The sequence below is a fragment of the Chitinophaga eiseniae genome, assembly GCF_012641265.1.
In the GTDB taxonomy this organism is placed as follows: Bacteria; Bacteroidota; Bacteroidia; order Chitinophagales; family Chitinophagaceae; genus Chitinophaga; species Chitinophaga eiseniae_A.
The window spans coordinates 65,324-83,057 of the sequence record NZ_JABAHZ010000012.1 but is presented as its reverse complement, the minus strand read 5'-3'; the positions used below and the strand labels follow the sequence as shown (position 1 = coordinate 83,057).

Annotated in this window: 14 protein-coding genes; 5 read left to right on the top strand and 9 right to left on the bottom strand. The window is 46.2% G+C overall.

Going from position 1 to position 17,734, the window contains the following annotated elements; all coding sequences use genetic code 11:
- Window positions 1–731: 731 nt before the first annotated feature.
- The 3 genes from HGH91_RS29425 to HGH91_RS29415 all read right to left on the bottom strand — a co-directional run bounded on the left by HGH91_RS29425 (window position 732) and on the right by HGH91_RS29415 (window position 5,483).
- Window positions 732–3,047 carry an outer membrane beta-barrel family protein gene (locus tag HGH91_RS29425; protein WP_168742826.1) on the bottom strand — a complete coding sequence of 772 codons (2,316 nt, stop codon included), beginning with the start codon at window positions 3,045–3,047 and terminating at the stop codon, window positions 732–734.
- 192 nt (window positions 3,048–3,239) lie between these two features.
- Window positions 3,240–4,334 carry a helix-turn-helix domain-containing protein gene (locus HGH91_RS29420; RefSeq protein WP_168742825.1) on the bottom strand — a complete coding sequence of 365 codons (1,095 nt, stop codon included), beginning with the start codon at window positions 4,332–4,334 and terminating at the stop codon, window positions 3,240–3,242.
- 117 nt (window positions 4,335–4,451) lie between these two features.
- Window positions 4,452–5,483 (bottom strand): aldo/keto reductase, encoded by a 1,032-nt coding sequence (locus HGH91_RS29415; RefSeq protein WP_168742824.1) that lies wholly within the window; start codon window positions 5,481–5,483, stop codon window positions 4,452–4,454.
- 134 nt (window positions 5,484–5,617) lie between these two features.
- Between HGH91_RS29415 and yhdJ the strand changes: the two genes are divergently transcribed.
- From yhdJ to HGH91_RS29400, 3 genes are read left to right on the top strand one after another with little or no spacing between them, the layout of a single operon-like run.
- Window positions 5,618–6,433, top strand: a complete 816-nt coding sequence (gene yhdJ / locus HGH91_RS29410) for an adenine-specific DNA-methyltransferase (protein ID WP_168742823.1) — start codon at window positions 5,618–5,620, stop codon at window positions 6,431–6,433.
- A gap of 60 nt (window positions 6,434–6,493) precedes the next feature.
- Complete coding sequence (locus tag HGH91_RS31145) at window positions 6,494–7,348, top strand: tetratricopeptide repeat protein (RefSeq protein ID WP_211092468.1); 855 nt, start codon at window positions 6,494–6,496, stop codon at window positions 7,346–7,348.
- 33 nt (window positions 7,349–7,381) lie between these two features.
- The gene (locus tag HGH91_RS29400; RefSeq protein ID WP_168742822.1) at window positions 7,382–8,116 is read left to right on the top strand and encodes a hypothetical protein; all 735 of its coding nucleotides are present in this window, start codon (window positions 7,382–7,384) and stop codon (window positions 8,114–8,116) included.
- Here the strand turns inward: HGH91_RS29400 and HGH91_RS29395 are convergent, their stop codons facing one another.
- The 4 genes from HGH91_RS29395 to HGH91_RS29380 form a co-directional block, all read right to left on the bottom strand.
- A complete protein-coding gene (locus HGH91_RS29395) occupies window positions 8,117–8,758 on the bottom strand; it encodes a hypothetical protein (protein WP_168742821.1) in 642 nt (213 codons plus the stop codon).
- Window positions 8,759–8,905: 147 nt separating this feature from the next.
- Window positions 8,906–9,370: a VOC family protein gene (locus HGH91_RS29390; RefSeq protein WP_168742820.1), complete on the bottom strand. Its 465-nt coding sequence runs from the start codon at window positions 9,368–9,370 to the stop codon at window positions 8,906–8,908.
- A gap of 37 nt (window positions 9,371–9,407) precedes the next feature.
- Window positions 9,408–10,517 carry a hypothetical protein gene (locus HGH91_RS29385; RefSeq protein WP_168742819.1) on the bottom strand — a complete coding sequence of 370 codons (1,110 nt, stop codon included), beginning with the start codon at window positions 10,515–10,517 and terminating at the stop codon, window positions 9,408–9,410.
- A 186-nt stretch (window positions 10,518–10,703) separates the two neighbouring features.
- Window positions 10,704–11,231: a hypothetical protein gene (locus HGH91_RS29380; protein ID WP_168742818.1), complete on the bottom strand. Its 528-nt coding sequence runs from the start codon at window positions 11,229–11,231 to the stop codon at window positions 10,704–10,706.
- 52 nt (window positions 11,232–11,283) lie between these two features.
- Here HGH91_RS29380 and HGH91_RS29375 point away from each other — a divergent pair, with 52 nt between their 5' ends.
- Complete coding sequence (locus tag HGH91_RS29375) at window positions 11,284–12,978, top strand: TPM domain-containing protein (RefSeq protein WP_168742817.1); 1,695 nt, start codon at window positions 11,284–11,286, stop codon at window positions 12,976–12,978.
- A gap of 68 nt (window positions 12,979–13,046) precedes the next feature.
- Here the strand turns inward: HGH91_RS29375 and HGH91_RS29370 are convergent, their stop codons facing one another.
- Together HGH91_RS29370 and HGH91_RS29365 are read right to left on the bottom strand one after the other, a co-directional pair.
- On the bottom strand, window positions 13,047–13,907 hold the full coding sequence (locus HGH91_RS29370; RefSeq protein ID WP_168742816.1) for a DUF6515 family protein: 861 nt from the start codon (window positions 13,905–13,907) through the stop codon (window positions 13,047–13,049).
- A 134-nt stretch (window positions 13,908–14,041) separates the two neighbouring features.
- Window positions 14,042–14,995: an ADP-ribosylglycohydrolase family protein gene (locus HGH91_RS29365; RefSeq protein WP_168742815.1), complete on the bottom strand. Its 954-nt coding sequence runs from the start codon at window positions 14,993–14,995 to the stop codon at window positions 14,042–14,044.
- A gap of 1,748 nt (window positions 14,996–16,743) precedes the next feature.
- On the opposite strand from HGH91_RS29365, the gene HGH91_RS29360 reads away from it, so the two are divergent.
- Window positions 16,744–17,640, top strand: a complete 897-nt coding sequence (locus tag HGH91_RS29360; protein WP_168742814.1) for an aldo/keto reductase — start codon at window positions 16,744–16,746, stop codon at window positions 17,638–17,640.
- The last annotated feature ends 94 nt before the right edge of the window (window positions 17,641–17,734 follow it).

The following is a 17,734-nucleotide window of genomic DNA, read 5'->3' as shown; positions in this document are numbered from 1 at the left end:
AAGCCCCCTTAACTATATACTGCGTTTTTGCGTATATAGCTTTAGTGAGGAATCCATACTTTGATGGTCATGGAAATTCCATCACCATAAAGAAGTTGTTTCTTTATGGCGCTGAGTACAAACCTCCGTATTTGACCTGGAGGCATAGAATGCCCTGTCTGTAAGGTTTTACATGATTACAGCAACTATGCCGGATGCCGGATTGAAAATTTCAGTACATAAAAACTCTCTGCCATAGGGGCTGCATACCTATATGGCTACCAGTTTGAATACAGATTTTAAGCGTTCATACATAGCAAAATACCTGGCGTAAAAAGTTGTTGCTTTTACCGCCCTTAGTTCAGATTTTGATCTTTAAATTCCCATCTTAAAACACAAAAATATACCAGTACAAAGCGAAGGGCTTTATAGTTAACAGTCTTTATTTTTGTTTGATACATAAATGATGCACAGGCCTATCAGGTATAGGTTTGGGCTATCAGTTCAGATGTTTGTTGTTAAGTAAAATCTATCGTTTTTTAATTCTACATTTTGGTTTTAGTTCGTTGTAACGTTGTTTCTCATTATAGCAAAAAAGTATGCAGATAAAATGAATATTGATCGCTCGCTCGGTTTTCTTTTTTCAACGTTACACAGATGTTAGTGCTCTACGACAAAAATAATAAAAAAGTTAAACTTTTCTAGCCTTTAGAAAAAAATGTGCGCAGCATTTTTTTGAAATGAGCCATGCATCACATGTTGGCACGCCCTTCTTCTTCATTTTTAGTGCTTTTGGGCGATTTGCCTGCTGCTTTACCAAGTTGATAACTGAGGGTAAACACCGCCCGTCTTGTACCAAACCAATGAGAGAGTTGATTGTCGATAATGCTTTTTTCACGGAAGATAAATCGCACCCGATAGGTATCGAAGAGGTCATAGACGTTGATTTTGGTGTTCAACTTTTCTTTCAACCAGGTGCGCTGTAAACCTACATCGAAATTTGACATAGGCCGGGAAATGTATAAGCTATTTCCACTAACAGATTTGTAATAGTAGTTAATATACAGAGTGAAGCGATAGGGCAGGGTGAATACCTGGCTGCTGTTGATCGTATAATCCAGTATCGGAATCGCATAAGTTACCTGGTGATAAGGGTTAAGTTCTTTTCGATAATGTCCGCCCAGGTTGTAGTTCATATGCCACCATTGATTGACCTTGATGGGAAAGCCGGCTTCGATATCGGCGAAATCGCTGTAAGGTAAGTTAGTACCCAGGTATTCCAGCACATTGGTAACAGGATTGTATTCCGGGTAACGGGCCATGGGTAACAATTCTCTCCCAATATTCCCGGAAATATTAAACGGGCCGTTGCTATAAGACAGGCTGAGCGTGCGTGTGGTAGATGCCAACAGGTACGGATTACCAATCCAGTAATTCAGCGGACTGTTATAAAACCGGAAAGGATTTAATTGAACAAAGTTGGGCCGCGTCATTTTGCTGGTAAAAGAGAGTTGGTATTGTTGCTGCTCGTTAACCGCGAAGGTGATGGTAGCACTGGGTAGCCAGGTGAGGTAGTTCCGGGTGGTAATTTGTAAGGTGGTCAGGCTGTTGGCAACGCTGCGCGTGTACTCGGCCCGCAGGCCTGCTGAATAACTGAATTTCCGGAACTTACCCTCATACGACAGGTATCCGGCGCTGATATATTCGCGATACAGGAAATTGTTACTTCTACTGCTGTCCCATTCAAATTGATTTGTCGTATTCAGGGTGTCATAACGAATGTTATTTTGCGTAGTGGTGTAAGCAAATTTCCCGCCGCCAATAAGTCTGGCGTTACCTGCCTGGTGAGTGAAATCTGCCTGAATACTACGGATAACAATATCGTTGTTCAGGTTTGTTTTCCAATATTGCTGTAACTGCGAGTTAAGCGCATCATAGGTTTGTATCTCTTCTGCATTGCGATTTTTTAGCCGGGCAATAGTAGTTAATACCTGCCAGCTATTATTGCCTGCCTGCCCGTTATAGTAAATGTCTGCCGCGTAGTTGCTACGTTTGGGAGCTGCGTTGTTACCGGTATAGGTGCTAAATACCACCTTTTTCCCGGCGGCATCGGTACTAAGCAGCGTATTAACGGAATTGATTCCCTGGTTAGCCTGGTATGCCCGCCCGGTTATTTCCAGCTGTTGATTTTTCCGGAAATGGTAGGCGGCGCCCAGCTGATAACTGAAATCGTTATACCTGGTAACGGTATGGGTGTGGGTAGTCAGCACATCTGTGCTGGCGAGGTGTTGTAAAGCCTGGTATCGCCGGTGGGTATTTCCATTGATATAGCCTAACCTCGCTGTATAGGTTATCCTGGAGGTGTTGTATTGCAATAGCAGGTTGTTGTTGGCCTGTGTATAGGCATTTTGCTGTACACTGCTGCTGATACTACCGTTCCAGCCCCTGTTGATATCTTGTTTGAGTTGAATGTTGATGATGGCTTTATGTTCAGCATCAAACCTGGCGGAAGGAGTGGCATCTACTTCAATAGAGGATATCATGTCGGGGGAGAGGCTGGACAGGTAGTGTTGCAGCTCAGCAGCGTTCATTGTAGTGGGTTTCCCATTGATGAAAATGGCTGGGGTTACCCGGCCTGATAATTGGATGGCCCCTTCTCCATCTACTTCCAGGCCGGGTACTTTCTTTAAAATAGATAATACATTGACGTCCGCTTTAAAAAGCCGGTTGCCGGATATGTTGAGTACCAGTTTGCCATTCACCCGTTGTATCGATGGCTGGCTGCCGCTTACCACAACTTCCCCCAGCAGGCTACTGACCGGCGTCATGGTAATATTGCCGGTATGCAGCGGGGTATTGTTAGTAACTGAAATATCCCGGTACACTGTTTCATAGCCCATGGCCAGGCATCGTAACCAGTACCGGCCGTTGCGGATATGGTTGAAAGTAAAGGCGCCCACGGAATCTGTTAGCTGTTGGGTAACAATAGTTGAATCGGGGTGAGCAAGCAAACTTATGGTAGCATAACCCATAGGTTGGCCATGTGTACTGGTTATTTTTCCCGTCATCGTTGTTTGAGATTGGGCTGACAAACTTAACAGGATCCCGCAAGTAATAATCAGGGATTTTTTTATGGTATCCGGCATGCATAAAGGCTTTCCTGCAAACCTAAAATAGCCGGGGAGGAGCAAGGTCCGGATTTTTAAAACCGGGTGTCCGGATTTATAAATCCGTATCTTTTAAAATAGTAAACTATTGATTTATATGTTGTTGCGAATTTTTGGATTTTCCTTGTATAGGGCTGGTGTCGTGTCTTTTATCTTTTTAAAAGCAGTATAAAAGGTAGACTTGGAGTTAAAACCTACTTCGTAGCCAATGGCTTCCAGGGTGAGACGGTCATCGGTAGTAATTAACTGACAAGCTTCCCTGATCCTGTATTCATTAATGTAGGTGGAAAAACTTTTTCCGAGGTTGTCGTTGAGCAATTGCGACAGCTGGTGGCTGGAAATCTGGATCTTCTTTGCCAGATCGCTCAGTTTAAGCTGGGGGTCTTTGTAGAGTTGTTCCTCGTGGATAACTCTTTCCAGTTTATCTATCCAATTGCTGGCATCCGGCAGCGGAATCTTTCTTTTGGCCGACTTTTCACCCGTTCCTATGGGGGCATCCAGGTATATGCTTTGGAGATTGGAATTATACAGGAAGAAAAAGGTCAGGTACAGGAAGAAGGAAAACGATACTGCGCCAACAATGTACATACCATGTATCACGGCGGCATAAGACAGCAGGTAGGCCAGATGAATAATGCAGTTACTCAGGAACAGCAATAACCAGAATTTTTCTGCAGGTTGTAGCTGAGCGTCGGCAGAGAAGGCTTTGCGCCATACCGTTTTTAGGAGAACGCCGGTAGCTACCAGGTAGATACACCATTCCAGGTAAATGAGCGGTGCAATGATCTTCCTCCATGCATAAGGTTGTAAGCTATAAGGCCATATTACACCTGTCAGTATGATAATGCCAATGAGTATACCATAGGTCCATTTCCAGGAAACGGGTATGGTCCTGACTTCTCCTAAAGCTGATTTATAGAAATAAAAGAGTGACGGCCCAATCAGCCAGCAGGCCGAAAGCCCTATCTGTAAATATATCTTCGCCAGTTTAGGGTTGAAATACAGGAAGGCAGATTTTCCGACACGGACGCTGATGGCCAACAGGAAAATCGCGAGAAACAGGGCTGCAGGCGACTTCATCTTCTTACTCAGAAAAAGATAAATGCTCACCATCAGTCCATTTACAGCACCTAATGTACCGACCAGAAATAGTATTTGCTGACTGATATCCATAGTTAATCTTGTCATGCCCGCCAGGAAGGCAGCTGCTACCTGACTAAGTTAATGCTTTATTTATGGAGCTGAAATTTTGATAGCCGGTAGCCGAAAAAAACAGGCGGAATGCCTGCACTCCGCCTGTTTGAATTAAGCGCCTACCAGCCCCGCAGCCTTGTGTGCAGGATCTGCCAGTTGCTGGTTAAACCATTGCGGATACATAGGCGTAGGCTGGGAGAGGTTATTTAATATTTCTATTTCATCCGCTGTAAGGTTGATAGCGGCGGCTTTTAGATTGTCTTCCAGTTGGTGCAGTTTGCTCGCGCCAATAATTACACTGGATACTACCCGTTTGGTGAGCAGCCATGCCAGCGATATTTGAGCAGGGGTAGCATCATGCGTTGCAGCTATTTCTTTTAGCCTGTCTAATAGTACAAATCCTTTTTCTTTATCAAACGGCAGCAAATCGAAGCCAGACAACCGGTTGTTCTCATCCTTCAGGTTTTCCCTGGTATATTTACCACTGAGGAAACCGCCGGCCAGCGGGCCCCATACGGTCATACCAATTCCGGCATGCAGCATAAAAGGAGTAATGTCATGTTCGGCATCGCGGCCCACGAGGGTATAATTCATTTGCCCGTTGCAGAAAGTGGCCCATCCATTATCACGTTGCATCTGCCATGCCAGGGCCGATTTCCATACCGACCAGTTAGAAAAGCCGATATACCTTACCTTACCGCTTTTTACCAGGGAGTCCAGTGTCTCCAATGTTTCTTCCAGCGGGGTAACCGGGTCTTCCCGGTGTACAATGTAGAGGTCAATGTAATCGGTGCCAAGGCGCTTCAGGCTTTGCTCGCAGGAATACAGGATATGCCGCCGGGAGAGGCCGGATTGCGTGATAGGCGCACCATTGCGAAAACCTACCTTAGTGGCAATAACCGCTTCATGCCGGCGATCGGCCAGCAGCTTGCCCAGCATTTCTTCCGATTGTCCTCCGGCATAGCCATCTGCGGTATCGAAAAAATTAATGCCTGCCGCCAATGAGGTGTCTATCATTTTCCGGGCGTCATCCAGCGATACTTTGTAAATACTGGGGATAGAAGGGTCGCTGCCAAAGGTCATAGCGCCAAAAGAAAGCCTGGATACAACCAGGCCGGTGTTGCCGAGTGTGGTATATTTCATATGAGTAACAAATGGATGCTGAATGTAAAATTTTTATCGCAAAACCACCTATTATTAATCTATGTAGTGACATGGAATAAGTTAAAATCCTGGCCTTTTTTTGAGTAAATTTATCAACAGAAACTAACAGGAGCATGGAAGTTTTCGGCACGGATCATCATAAAATCATTTATGGAGATGCCCTACAGGCATTGGAAACAATGGTGCCGGATCAAACGGTGGACCTGATCTTTGCCGACCCTCCCTACAACATAGGAAAGAATTTTAATGGACATATTGAAAAGTGGGATACGGAAGATGCCTACCTCGAATGGTGCTACCGGTGGTTGGAGATATGTATCAGAAAGCTCAAGCCTGGCGGTAGTTTCTACGTGATGACCGCTACCCAGTTTATGCCCTACTTTGATATCTGGTTACGGCATAAAATAAATATCCTTTCCCGCATCATATGGCACTACGACAGCTCCGGCGTGCAAGCCAGGAAATATTTTGGGTCTATGTATGAGCCCATTCTTTTTTGCGTAAAGGATAAACATAATTACACCTTCAATGCTACGGATATCCTGATTGAAGCCAAAACCGGTGCCCGGCGTAAGCTGATTGATTACCGCAAGGCAGTACCCACTACCTACAATACCGAAAAAGTACCCGGCAATGTATGGGAATTTCCCCGGGTAAGGTATCGGATGGATGAATATGAACATCATCCTACACAGAAGCCGGAGGCCCTGCTGGAGCGGATTATCAGGGCCAGCTCCAATGCCGGCGACCTGGTACTGGATCCTTTTTCCGGCACTTTTACCACCTGCGCTATAGCCAAAGCATTGGGCAGAAAGTGCATTGGTATTGAGTTAGAAGAAGAATATATTAAAATTGGTTTAAGGAGATTGGACCTCGCAGCGGAATATAAGGGACAAAAATTGCAACGGGAATCCCGGTCCTTTGAATAATCCATCCTATTTTTGCCAATGTGCAGGCATCCACTGCACATTGACTTTTAATACCAACATATGCAATTACAGGATCAGAAAATTATTGCGGCACTGGAAACCATCTGGCAGGAAGCAGAAAAGCTCTATGAGGAGCAGGATCCCGCCCGCTACGCACTGAAACTGGAAGAAGCCTGGAATGTATTGCCCTGGCCCCGGGAAAGCTACGAAGAAAGTTATGATATTGCCTTTAGCATAGCCGATACTTATTTCGCCTTGAGAGATTACCCCAACATGCTGAAATGGGCCAAAACCTTGGAACACTGCGACCGTGACCGGGACGACGAAGGAGAGAGAATCTTTATGCTGGGAAAAGCGTTGTTTGAGAATGGGATGATCACAGAAGCCACCGGATACTTTGCTACAGCTATGCAAGCCTCCGCAGGGCGTGTGTTTGAAGGTGAAGACGAAAAGTACCTGCATGTATTTGAAGGCGTTAGCGCTGTGGTGGAAGAAGAACTCCCCGAAGCAATTTATAAGCAGGTAGAGATATTGTCGGAAGAAGGCAATGAACTGGCAGATGAAGAACAATACGATGCCGCCATCGCGAAGTTCACCGCTGCGCTGCAGCTGTTGCCCGATCCCCGGCATGAGTGGGAAGCCAGTACCTGGCTGTATGCCAGCATCGGCGACATGTATTTCTTTAAAGCCGATTATGCGGCCGCCGCACACCAGTTTTACGAGGCATTAAACGGCCCCGATGCACAGGCCGTGGGATTTGTACACCTGCGCCTGGGAGAATGCCTGTACGAAATTAAACAGGAAGAAAAGGCAGTAGAACATTTACTGAGAGCATATATGCTGGAAGGCCCCGAAATATTTGCGGAAGAAGATAAGCGGTATTTTGACTTTCTGAAAGGACGCGTGGAATTGTAGTCCCCTGTCTTAAACATCCAAATGACATCCAAAATGAAACCGATTCACCTTGTTGCCTGTTTGCTGACGGCAGTAGCCTGCAACAACCCCAAAAGTACTACCCGCGCGGATGAGGCGCCGGGGAAAAGATCTGACAGCACCATCGTTGCAACGCCTGTAACAGATACCGCCCGGTTTGTATTCCTGAGTAACCTGAGAAATGGGGATACGCTCATAAAAGGAAAGACCTATATCGACACCCTGTCCTTTATCAATTATAATGAAAATGGCGACGATGGCCTGTTCGTTTGCGCCCGGAACCGCGATACCGCTTTCCTGATCTTTAATACCAACAATCCCCCGGAATTAAATAACGGCGACCAGGTACTGGTGCAGTGGAATATGGATGTGTACGAGCCTGCGGGCGATCCCGAAAATCCGCTTCCCAGGGAGTTTGTAGTAGATTATCGTTTGCTGCATCCTGGTAAGGTTACTTTGCTGAAGAGCAAGAAGCCAGCACTGGAGGCTATCTATCGGCAAAAAGACCTGAGCGATACCGGTAAACAGGAAATAGACGCTGCCGTATGGTACTATGTGGCCAATACTACGGATACCTCTATACGACGTATGATAGATACCGATCCGCAATTGTTACAATATACAGTAGAGGAAGAAACGGAAGATTCCCGCTTATCAGGTGTATTCCCGATTACATTTACCGACGGGACGCAGCAGGTACTGAAGCGTGTTTTTTTCGATGTAGAAAGACCGTATTCGCTGTTTGAATAATCATTCAACAGCAGGGGGACGCTCGGCAAATTCGTTGATCAATCTTAGCTGATCCCCCAGGGAATACACGGCATCTATAATCGGTGCGTATTTGAGGGTGAAATGCCGTAGGCGCAATTTACCTGCTGCTTCTTTTTCCACCGGATGGAAAATGCTCCCTGCTTCTTCAAACAGGAACCAGTCGTCTTGTATATGCTGGCAATGTTCGCAGTGATTGTACCAGAAGTGGCCTTCTGCGGTGTCGGACCAGCTTTGCTTAAAATGTGGATAATGCTCTTTCAGGAATACCCGTAAATTATCGGAGAGCGCCGATACCTGTTGAAAGAGTGTAAAAAAGTCCTGCGCCAGCCACACCGCTTCATCCCGGTCATTTACATCTTTTTCGAAGAAATAGTTGCCGGCAAGGGCTACCACGCGGTTATCGCACTGACATTTAGGGCAGGCGGCCACTGCATGCACGGTGGTAATTTCGCTGGGCAGGATGATAGCCGGATGTTTCTCCGGAATCCACTGTTCTACCGCAGTTAACCGGTCATATTGCCCTTCCGGCAAATAGCAGGTCTGGGCTACCTGATCCCAAAGGACGCCCAATGACATGGCATATGCTTTCTCTGTTGGAGGAACATTCAGTAATAATGACATAATGCTTGGGTATGAGTGACGCTCGTTATGGAATTTAAGGAAAAAACGGGGGATTCCGGTATTAACTTTATCACTTATAATGAAAACGGCATTGGTGGATCTTTCCGCCAATGCCGTGTCAATACTGGTTACCCAGCTGAAATATAGTTAGTATTTATCGTCGTTAATTTCCAGCCAGTAGCCGTCCGGATCACGGAGATATATCTGCTGTACGCCATCTACCCGCTTATTCACTGCGCCGGCCTTGCCCGGCCAGTCCTCCCAGGCAACGTGATGGGCCTGTAATACGGTCAGGAATTCCTTCATAGAAGGGACACTGAAACAGAGATGGGTGTTTTTATCATGGCTGGTGGCACTGGCAGCACCAGAAATGATATGTACCTGGCTATGCGGGCCTACTTTAAACCAGCTGTGCCTGCCATCTTTAAACGGTTCCTCCATGGGCTCCAGTCCTATAATATCGCGGTAAAAGGCCGTGCTTTTATCCAGATCCACCACGTATAACGCCATATGGTTCAGCGATGGATATTTCTTCGTTTGTGCATTCATGTTAGTGGAAATCCCGGTCAGTGCCAATATCAGGAGGCAGCCGGCTAATATAGCTTGTTTCATACTAACAAGATAATCAGCCGGATTGAAAAGTGCAAGCTTAATTTGCTGCTTTAAACGCAATAGATTCAACGATAACGTCCAGCTTTTTCAGGGCCGGCAGGTCGGAACGTAGTGTTTTATCGCCGGTAACCTGGTCGTATTGTTTGGGATCGCCGGTATTGTTGGCTTTCAGCACCACAATCACACTTTTGCCTTCCAGGGAGCCGCCATTCCAGCTGGATACCATACCGCCATTGGTCCACTCAAAAGCGTTGAGCTTAAATGGACGGCCATTTACTTTGGCCAGTTTGTCTAGCGGGTCGCCGGCTTTAATACCGTAGGGCGACTTCCACTTGGACGGATAATGGGAAAAAGTGACAATATTTCCATTTTCACCATCAAATTGCACTTCCAGTTCATTGTCGGTATCCGGATAAATAATGTAGGCCTCTCCGTCTTTATCACCTGCCAGGTTGATGGCATCGTGTTGGGTAACGTTATTGGCGCCATACATTTCTACCAGTTGTTCGGGGGTACGTACCTGGAATAACGGCCGTACTTCCCAGTTACGTGTATCCGTAGCCGGGGCAGTAGGAGCTGCAGTATTTTCTGTGCCGGTATTGTTGTTGCCGGCAGCTGCAGTATTGCTTTCCGCGGCGGCATTGGCATTGGATTCGGCCACAGCGGCAGCCTGGTTAGCAGCAGCTACATCTGCAATGCTGGCCGGTGGCTTCTTGCCGGTAACCGGACCGGTATAGGTAGCCAGGAAGTCTTTCTTATCGTCCAGTAATGCTTTTGTATCATTTTTATATTTATTGGCGGTATAGGTGGCCAACGGGAATACGCTGTTGGTTTCCAGGTTCATACTACGCAGGTTGGCAATAAACCGTTGCCGGTTGCAATCACTGTACTGGTACAGGTATTTCAGGGCAGCATCCAGTGCTACCGGGTCTTTCTTCAGGTCAAATACGGTGGAGTCTATGTCCAGTCCGGCATTGCCGCTGCGGGTAAGCTGCTCAGCGATGTATCCTGTAATGGAATCATGCGGGAGCTGGTAGTGTGCGGCTACCCTCGCGGAAAAATCGTTGATAACGGTTTGACTGAGTTTCGCTTGCGCACTCAGCATTACCGGGACGAATAGCGCCACCAATATGAAAAACCTTTTCATGTGAGCTGTATTGATCATCTTAAAAACTGACAACGTTAACTGGTTTGAGATCACTAATTTATGTAATCTTTGTTACAGGCATACTATTACAGCCAATTATAACGGTAATTAGTAAAACGTAACGATACCGGAATATAGTATTTTTTATGCGCCCGGAATGCTAAAGAAATAGCGCCCCGCTTCCATTTACGGCTGAACGGGGATACTGTCGCGGGTTTTCATAAACGCCTCATATTCCTTTTTTATCGCCAGGTACAGGTCATAATCCGAGGCATTTTTAATAAAAGCATAATCAGGCTGGTAATGCTGCATAAATAATTGCAGGCTGTCGCCATCCAGGTGGGTTACCTTGTTGACCAGGGAAGACGTGTAAACACGGCTTACAAACATCTCCTGTTCCTTATTTAACAGCATATGTTTGAGCGCTATTTTCTTTTTATTGTTCTTAAACTGAGTTACCCGGTACAGGTTATTGATGTTTACACTGAATCCCTGGTATACCTCATGCCATTTGAGACGCCGAAACGTAAGGGATTTTGCATATTCCTCGCGGAAGGCCAGGGAATCCTTAAAGAAGTTGTATTGCACAATATGCACGGTTTTTAATTGTACCGGGGGCTTCACTACCGTATCGACAGGCGTTTTGGTTTGTGCAAAACTACGGCCGGCTATGCCGCATAACAACAATATCCATATGCTTAGCAAGGGTTTCATGGGCTATTAAAGTACCTTTTTCTGTTTTAAAAAAAAGTTAAATAAACATATCTTGGGGTCAGAAATTATCCCCATGAAAGTTTGTCCGTTTCCAGTGAAACGCCTGTTAGTGTTGTTACTGTTAGCATTTTTGGCGTCATGTGATCAAAGTACAACAAAACAATTTACCGTAGCAGACATACCAGATCCTAAAAAGACGGATGGCGGTTATGTCAGTAATCCCGATCATCTGCTGTCAGATGCCGCCGTAAGTTCGCTGAATGAGCAGCTGGGCACTCTCGACCGGGCCGGGAAAGTGCAGGTAGGTATTGTAGTGGTGCACAGCATAGGACAGAACGATACCCGCGATTTTGTCCACCAGTTATTTAACTATTGGAAGATAGGAAGTAAGGAGAAGAACAACGGTTTATTGATCCTGATGGTAGAAGATGCCCGTAAACTGGAGTTCGAAACGGGAACCGGCATTGAAGCAGATATGCCGGATATTATCTGTTTCCGCATTCAGCAGGAGTACATGATTCCCCGCATCAAAGAGCACGACTATGATGCCGCTTTCCGGGATGGCATCTTGTCGGTAGCCGCATTATTTAATAATGGCAATTATGCCTATGATCAGCTGCCGGAGCCTCCCGTGGTGGATAGTTCGCTGGTGGTGGCAGATGCAGCAGTTGCCGGCCCGGTGAATGCCGATTATCCCGGCTTAACCGCGGCGGCCGACAGCGCAGTGGCCGGCAATACCGCAGCAGAAGATCCGGGGCTGGTGGAGGCCCCACCCAGCTATTTCGCTGATAATACGCCCTCAGTCAGCTCTTCCTATATAGGGGAACCTTCCCTCCCCGGCCTCATTTTCTGGTTTATCGCGTCTTTAGTGATGATACGTGTTTTCTTCAGCCGGAAAATAAAGGCCAGGAAGGGAGAAGACAACGCGCCGGTACGATTGAAAGATGCCCCCAATGAGCTGTTGCGGCCAGGTACCCTGGGATTCATACTGGTATACGGTTTGGGGCTGTTGGGAGTAGGATATATGGCCTCCGTCAGACATACAGATGTAGGTTTCCTCAAAACCTTTGTGATATTCTATCTCGCCTGGTGTTTGTTTATGTCCGGCGTAGTGATCATACTGTTATTACGTGCTGCCGCTGTTCTCCATGAAAAAGACAGGCACGAAAAGTGGGCCTGCCTGGCCATGGTAAAGCGCGACGTAGGACCTGCTGCCTATGCGTTTCCATTGCCATTGCTCGGGTTATATGTGTGGGCGCTGAAAAAGCGGATGGATCGCTTGCGTAATGAGGTATACGAATGCCCTAAATGTAATCATCCCATGCATAGGCTGAATGATGTAGAAGACAATGATTACCTGGATAAAGCGCAGGTGGTAGAAGAGCATTTGGAGTCGGTAGATTATGATATATGGCGGTGCGATAGCTGTAGTACACAGCTGGTATTAAATTATACCAACATGCGTTCTACCTGTTCAGAATGTCCTTCCTGTCACCACTACACCTTCCGCTGTGATAAAACAGTCACATTGAAACGAGCAACTACCTCCTCACAGGGCATGGGATCGCAACAGTTTTCCTGCGCGGCCTGTAAGTTTAAGCACGATTATATGTTTATTATTCCTAAGGTATCTTCTTCCTCCTCCGGTAGTTCTTCTTCCGGATCATCTTTTTCTTCTTCGTCGTCTTCTTCCTCCAGCTGGGGAGGCGGATCGTCGGGAGGGGGAGGGGCCAGCAGCAGCTGGTAGCCGGTATACTGCAAAAAAAAGAGCCGGTTTAATAACCGGCTCCTCGTTATAGGGTATAACTGTTGTAGTTAATTATCGGCATTCATTTTACCAACCACTTTATATCCCGCTACAGAATTATCGCTGTTTAGAACAGGTTGATAATACATGCCGTCTGGTGATAAAAAGTACTGTTGACCGTTGATATTCACGGTGTGGCAGTTGTCCGGCAACTGGGAAATCAGATCATTGTCTGGATTGTTGTTATTGCCGGTGTTGTTGTTTGGGGCTGTATTGCTATTATTTCCCTGATCGTTCGTGATTGTCACTGTTTTGTCGCCTATTTTACCATTTTTCCCAACCACCACATAACGTCTGCCGTTGTCTGTCATGGTTTCCTGGTAATAGGTGCCGTTCAGTTCATAATAGGTATTTCCGTCTACCTGTATTTCCTGGGCTCCCTCAGGAAGGTTAGGCACTGCTGCGCCTACTGGGGCTTCCACTACTTTATACCCCCTGTCATCGCCGGTAGATTGGTAATAGCTACCGCCGTAGTAATACATAGGACCGAAAGCGGCTCCCAGTGAGAAGTAACCAAAAGGCAGTGTAGATACATACAAGCCTAAAGGGGGATAGAACGGGTTATAGTAAGGATACCTGTACCTGTAGCGGTAGTAAGGTCTTCCATAGTAATGTCCTCCTACATATACCCGTCCGGTATAGCCGGAACCGTGATAATAACCTCTGTTAATAGGAGCTGAAATCCGGGGAGAAGACATGCGTGGAGCGGCATATACCCGTCCACTTCCGCCAAAGCCAGAGCGACCACCCCCAAAATGACTTCCGCCGCCACCATGGCCGCCGCCAAATCGCTGGGCGTAAGCGCTGCTTACTGAAAATGTGCCTAAGAGGCCTATCAGCACAAACAGTATATAGAATCTGTTTTTCATTTTCTTAACATTAAGTAGTAATCGTCTCATCAATGCTCCTATTTTTCAACCAATTATTAGACCTAAAAACAGGAGGAAAGTTTAACTGGTAAACGATATTAAGCAAAAATGCGGCCGGTTTCAGCGATCGGCAACTACTGGGTACTGGCGGTATTAATGGTGGCAGCAAAGCGTTGGGCGAGCTGCCCTATTTCCCCTGACTTTGCCACTTGCTGCACCCATGCTGCCGGTAGCCGGTCGATGCCGTAGTATAGCCCGGCGGCGGCTCCAGCCACCGCAGCGGTAGTATCCGTATCTCCGCCCAGGTTGACTGCAGCTAGTACGCAGTCGCGGTAATTGTTTGTATGTAAGAGGCACCAGAGTGCGCTTTCCAGTGTATGTACCACATAGCCGGAACTATACAGCCATTCGTTAGACAGGTTTGCGATGTTTTGTTGTAAAACCCGCTCATAGTATTTGATTTCAGCCGGGTTAAATGACTGATTGCTTAGATAGGCATTCACAGAACGCTGCATCTGGATATAGGCGTCAGGCCGACTTTTACCAGTAACCAGGGCCCGGAGGAACTCTACGTATATAAAGCAACCCAGTACTGACCGGAAATGCTGGTGGGTGACGCCGGATACTTCCTTTACCAGCAGGTAACGCAGGTGGATGTCATTTTCGTTTAATAGGTAAAAGGCTATTGGCATCATGCGCATCAGGGAGCCATTACCGTTCTCGAATTCTTCAAAGCCGCCGCTGATCAGTGGATCGGTGCCGGCAGCCACGCGTTGCAGCGCCCTGCGTGTAGTATGGCCAATATCAAATACTTCGTTGTGGGCGCCCCAGTATCCATGTTGCGCCCATTGCGCAAATGTTTGGGCCATCGCATGGAGGTCGTAGCCGTTGATCAGGCTTTCTGCAGTACAAAACGTAAGGGAGGCATCATCTGAAAAAGTGCCGGGAGGCTGATTCCAGCAACCATAACCGGTGAACGTAGTAATAGGATTTTCAGAGAGATAGCTGCGCGTTTTGAATTCTACCGGTACACCCAGCGCGTCGCCTATAGCGATACCATAAAAGGCGCCTGTTATTTGTTGTTGCATGAGATAGGATCACTAACGTTAAGGTACATATGAAATGATATCATGAAATATACGGTTGATTGGCCAGAACCAGGTATAACTTTTATACAATTTTTTCTCCTACCTGTTATTGTCATTTTATTCAGCATTTTTGAAAATATTCATTCCCGTTCATTGAAATAATAGCGTTGATGGGTGTTTGCCAAGTGTTATTCCTCCCTACCTTTGCATTATAACGATAACAATCGTTGAAAGATTACCCCGAAATCTATTTTTTTAGACTGTCCGTAGCCATTGAAAAATCCTTTGTTACCGTTATTGGCGGTATTATCACAGAGGTTAACCAACCAATTTTATTGTGAATAACTGACCATTAAATGCTTTTTAATATGCGATATCAACCCCAATGCAGACTTTATTGCAAGTGTGTTTCAAACAGAAATTTTCCTGGGCATTGTCATTGTAAACACTTACAGTGAAATATTACAATGACGTATTGTAGCATTGCTGCGCAGTGATATACGGATATGCTGTGTAGTACCTCATAAGCATGTACCAGAGTAGCATTATAAACATGTATCAGGATAGCATTATAAACATGTTCCAAGGTAGCATTAAAAGCATGTACCACGGTAGCATGATAGGCATGTCCCTGGATAGCATTACAGGCACATATTATGATGGGGCATCACACCTGAACAGCTGACCATTCTCTTTTTTACTCGAAAAACCGTAACCCATATGCAGTCTTTTTTATTTAGCAGACGTTTTCAAACATGCACTTTTCTAGGGTATTATCATCATCAACTTTTCTTCTTTGAACTGAACTGATTTTACCGGAACCTTTATATACAACCGGCTACTAACCGGGGACACCTTTTTACTGTCTGTTAACCGACAGCAAAACGTATGCTGCTGCCATGCAGTAATCAACATGATCATCATTGTTTGTTAACCACTAATTTCTTTCAATAATGGGAAATAGTACATACAACTGAAAGGGACTGTTTTTCCAGGCAGTCCGACTTTTTCTGAAAATTGAGATAAACGAAATAGTCTTTGCGACGCTTGCTGACCGGGACCACTTATCCAGGTAGTCCCCTTGTTTTATCATCCCCTCAGCAATAATTATTGGAGTGCAACAATATACAATGGAAGCTTAGCTGATGGACCGTTTTTCCAGGCGGTCCCTATCAGGAAAACATCAATATGCGCTGCATATTGTCAATTATATAGTCGTAATCGCCATATGTTAACATCCCAGTGTAGATACAAATCACTATTTATACTGCGATTGATTCGGAAGTCAGGGACTGTTTTTCCAGGCGGTCCCTTTCTATAGAAAAATCAGGCTGCCATAGGTAGTCTTCTACATAAGAACGAGTTTTCATAAGTACGAATTTGATTTGGGAATGGAAGGGACCTTCTGTCTAGCTGGTCCCATTTTTCCTAACCAAACAACTACTCATGAAGTGAATACGATGGATCGGACATACTAAAAAAACGGCGGGCTGTTTTTCCAGGCAGCCCAAACTTTTTAACTGGTTGTAAAACGGGAGTACATAGGCGATGACTCACAACTTCTTTTTTTGAGGTGGACGTAACAATTAATATGGGGGCTGTTTGTCAAAACAGCCCATTACCTGTTTACCAGCCAGGTCAGCATCAGCATCCGGAATCCGGGCGGGGCGGCGCATTCCAGGGAAGACGTAACCTTAGCATTAAAAACTTTACTTTAGCTAAGGTATCAAGATTAAAACCCGGTTATCATGCAATATCATCTCCTCGGAAAATCAACACTCTCTGTCAGCGAAATCGGATTTGGCTGTATGTCGCTTGCAGGCCCGGATGCCGACAATGCCCGCCTTATTCACCAGGCGATTGAACAGGGCATTAATTTCTTTGACACAGCCGATCTTTATGATCACGGACAAAATGAAGTGAGCGTAGGAAAAGCATTAAAGGGACATAGATCCGATGTAGTGATTGCTACCAAAGTAGGGAATCAATGGAGGGAAGATGGAAGTGGCTGGGACTGGAACCCTGGTAAAGCGTATATTATCAGCTGTGTAGAAGCCAGCCTGAAGCGACTGCAAACAGACTATATAGACCTGTATCAGCTGCATGGAGGCACCCTTGAAGATCCGATCGATGACACTATTGCAGCCTTTGAAACATTGCTGCAGCAAGGAAAAATCAGGTACTATGGTATTTCATCTATCCGGCCAAACGTGATCCGCGAGTATGTACAACGTTCGCATATCGTGAGTGTAATGATGCAATACAGCCTGCTGGACCGGCGTCCGGAAGAAAGTGCATTTCCTTTGTTGCTGGAAAATAATATTGGCGTACTGGCGCGGGGCAGCGTTGCCAGGGGCGTACTGGTGAATAAGCCAGCTGCTCCTTATCTCAACTACTCCGCAGAAGAGGTGGCCAGGGCTGCGGAAGCCATTCGGCAGGAGAGCTCCCCGGAGAGAGACGCTGCACAAACCGCGCTTCGCTTTGTACTGCAGCAACCTGCGGTGAGCAGCGCCATTGTTGGCATACGCACCACCGCACAACTCGAAGATGCCCTTCGGGCGGTATCAGTGCCTGCGCTATCGGACGGTGAGCTGGCAGCATTACGTCTGGCAGTTCCCGTCAATAAATATGAGCAACACCGGTAGAAACGGTCGACGCTGCTGCGGTACAGGGCTTCCTGGATTTGTCCTTTGCAATGAATAGGTACCATAGTATCTTGCGTCAATGGCTGCTCCCTCT

Coding starts and splice junctions, on each gene's coding strand:
- HGH91_RS29425 (WP_168742826.1), bottom strand. CDS start 3,047: ATGACGGGAAAAATAACCAGTACACATGGCCAACCTATGGGTTATGCT.
- HGH91_RS29420 (WP_168742825.1), bottom strand. CDS start 4,334: ATGACAAGATTAACTATGGATATCAGTCAGCAAATACTATTTCTGGTC.
- HGH91_RS29415 (WP_168742824.1), bottom strand. CDS start 5,483: ATGAAATATACCACACTCGGCAACACCGGCCTGGTTGTATCCAGGCTT.
- yhdJ (WP_168742823.1), top strand. CDS start 5,618: ATGGAAGTTTTCGGCACGGATCATCATAAAATCATTTATGGAGATGCC.
- HGH91_RS31145 (WP_211092468.1), top strand. CDS start 6,494: ATGCAATTACAGGATCAGAAAATTATTGCGGCACTGGAAACCATCTGG.
- HGH91_RS29400 (WP_168742822.1), top strand. CDS start 7,382: ATGAAACCGATTCACCTTGTTGCCTGTTTGCTGACGGCAGTAGCCTGC.
- HGH91_RS29395 (WP_168742821.1), bottom strand. CDS start 8,758: ATGTCATTATTACTGAATGTTCCTCCAACAGAGAAAGCATATGCCATG.
- HGH91_RS29390 (WP_168742820.1), bottom strand. CDS start 9,370: ATGAAACAAGCTATATTAGCCGGCTGCCTCCTGATATTGGCACTGACC.
- HGH91_RS29385 (WP_168742819.1), bottom strand. CDS start 10,517: ATGAAAAGGTTTTTCATATTGGTGGCGCTATTCGTCCCGGTAATGCTG.
- HGH91_RS29380 (WP_168742818.1), bottom strand. CDS start 11,231: ATGAAACCCTTGCTAAGCATATGGATATTGTTGTTATGCGGCATAGCC.
- HGH91_RS29370 (WP_168742816.1), bottom strand. CDS start 13,907: ATGAAAAACAGATTCTATATACTGTTTGTGCTGATAGGCCTCTTAGGC.
- HGH91_RS29365 (WP_168742815.1), bottom strand. CDS start 14,995: ATGCAACAACAAATAACAGGCGCCTTTTATGGTATCGCTATAGGCGAC.
- HGH91_RS29360 (WP_168742814.1), top strand. CDS start 16,744: ATGCAATATCATCTCCTCGGAAAATCAACACTCTCTGTCAGCGAAATC.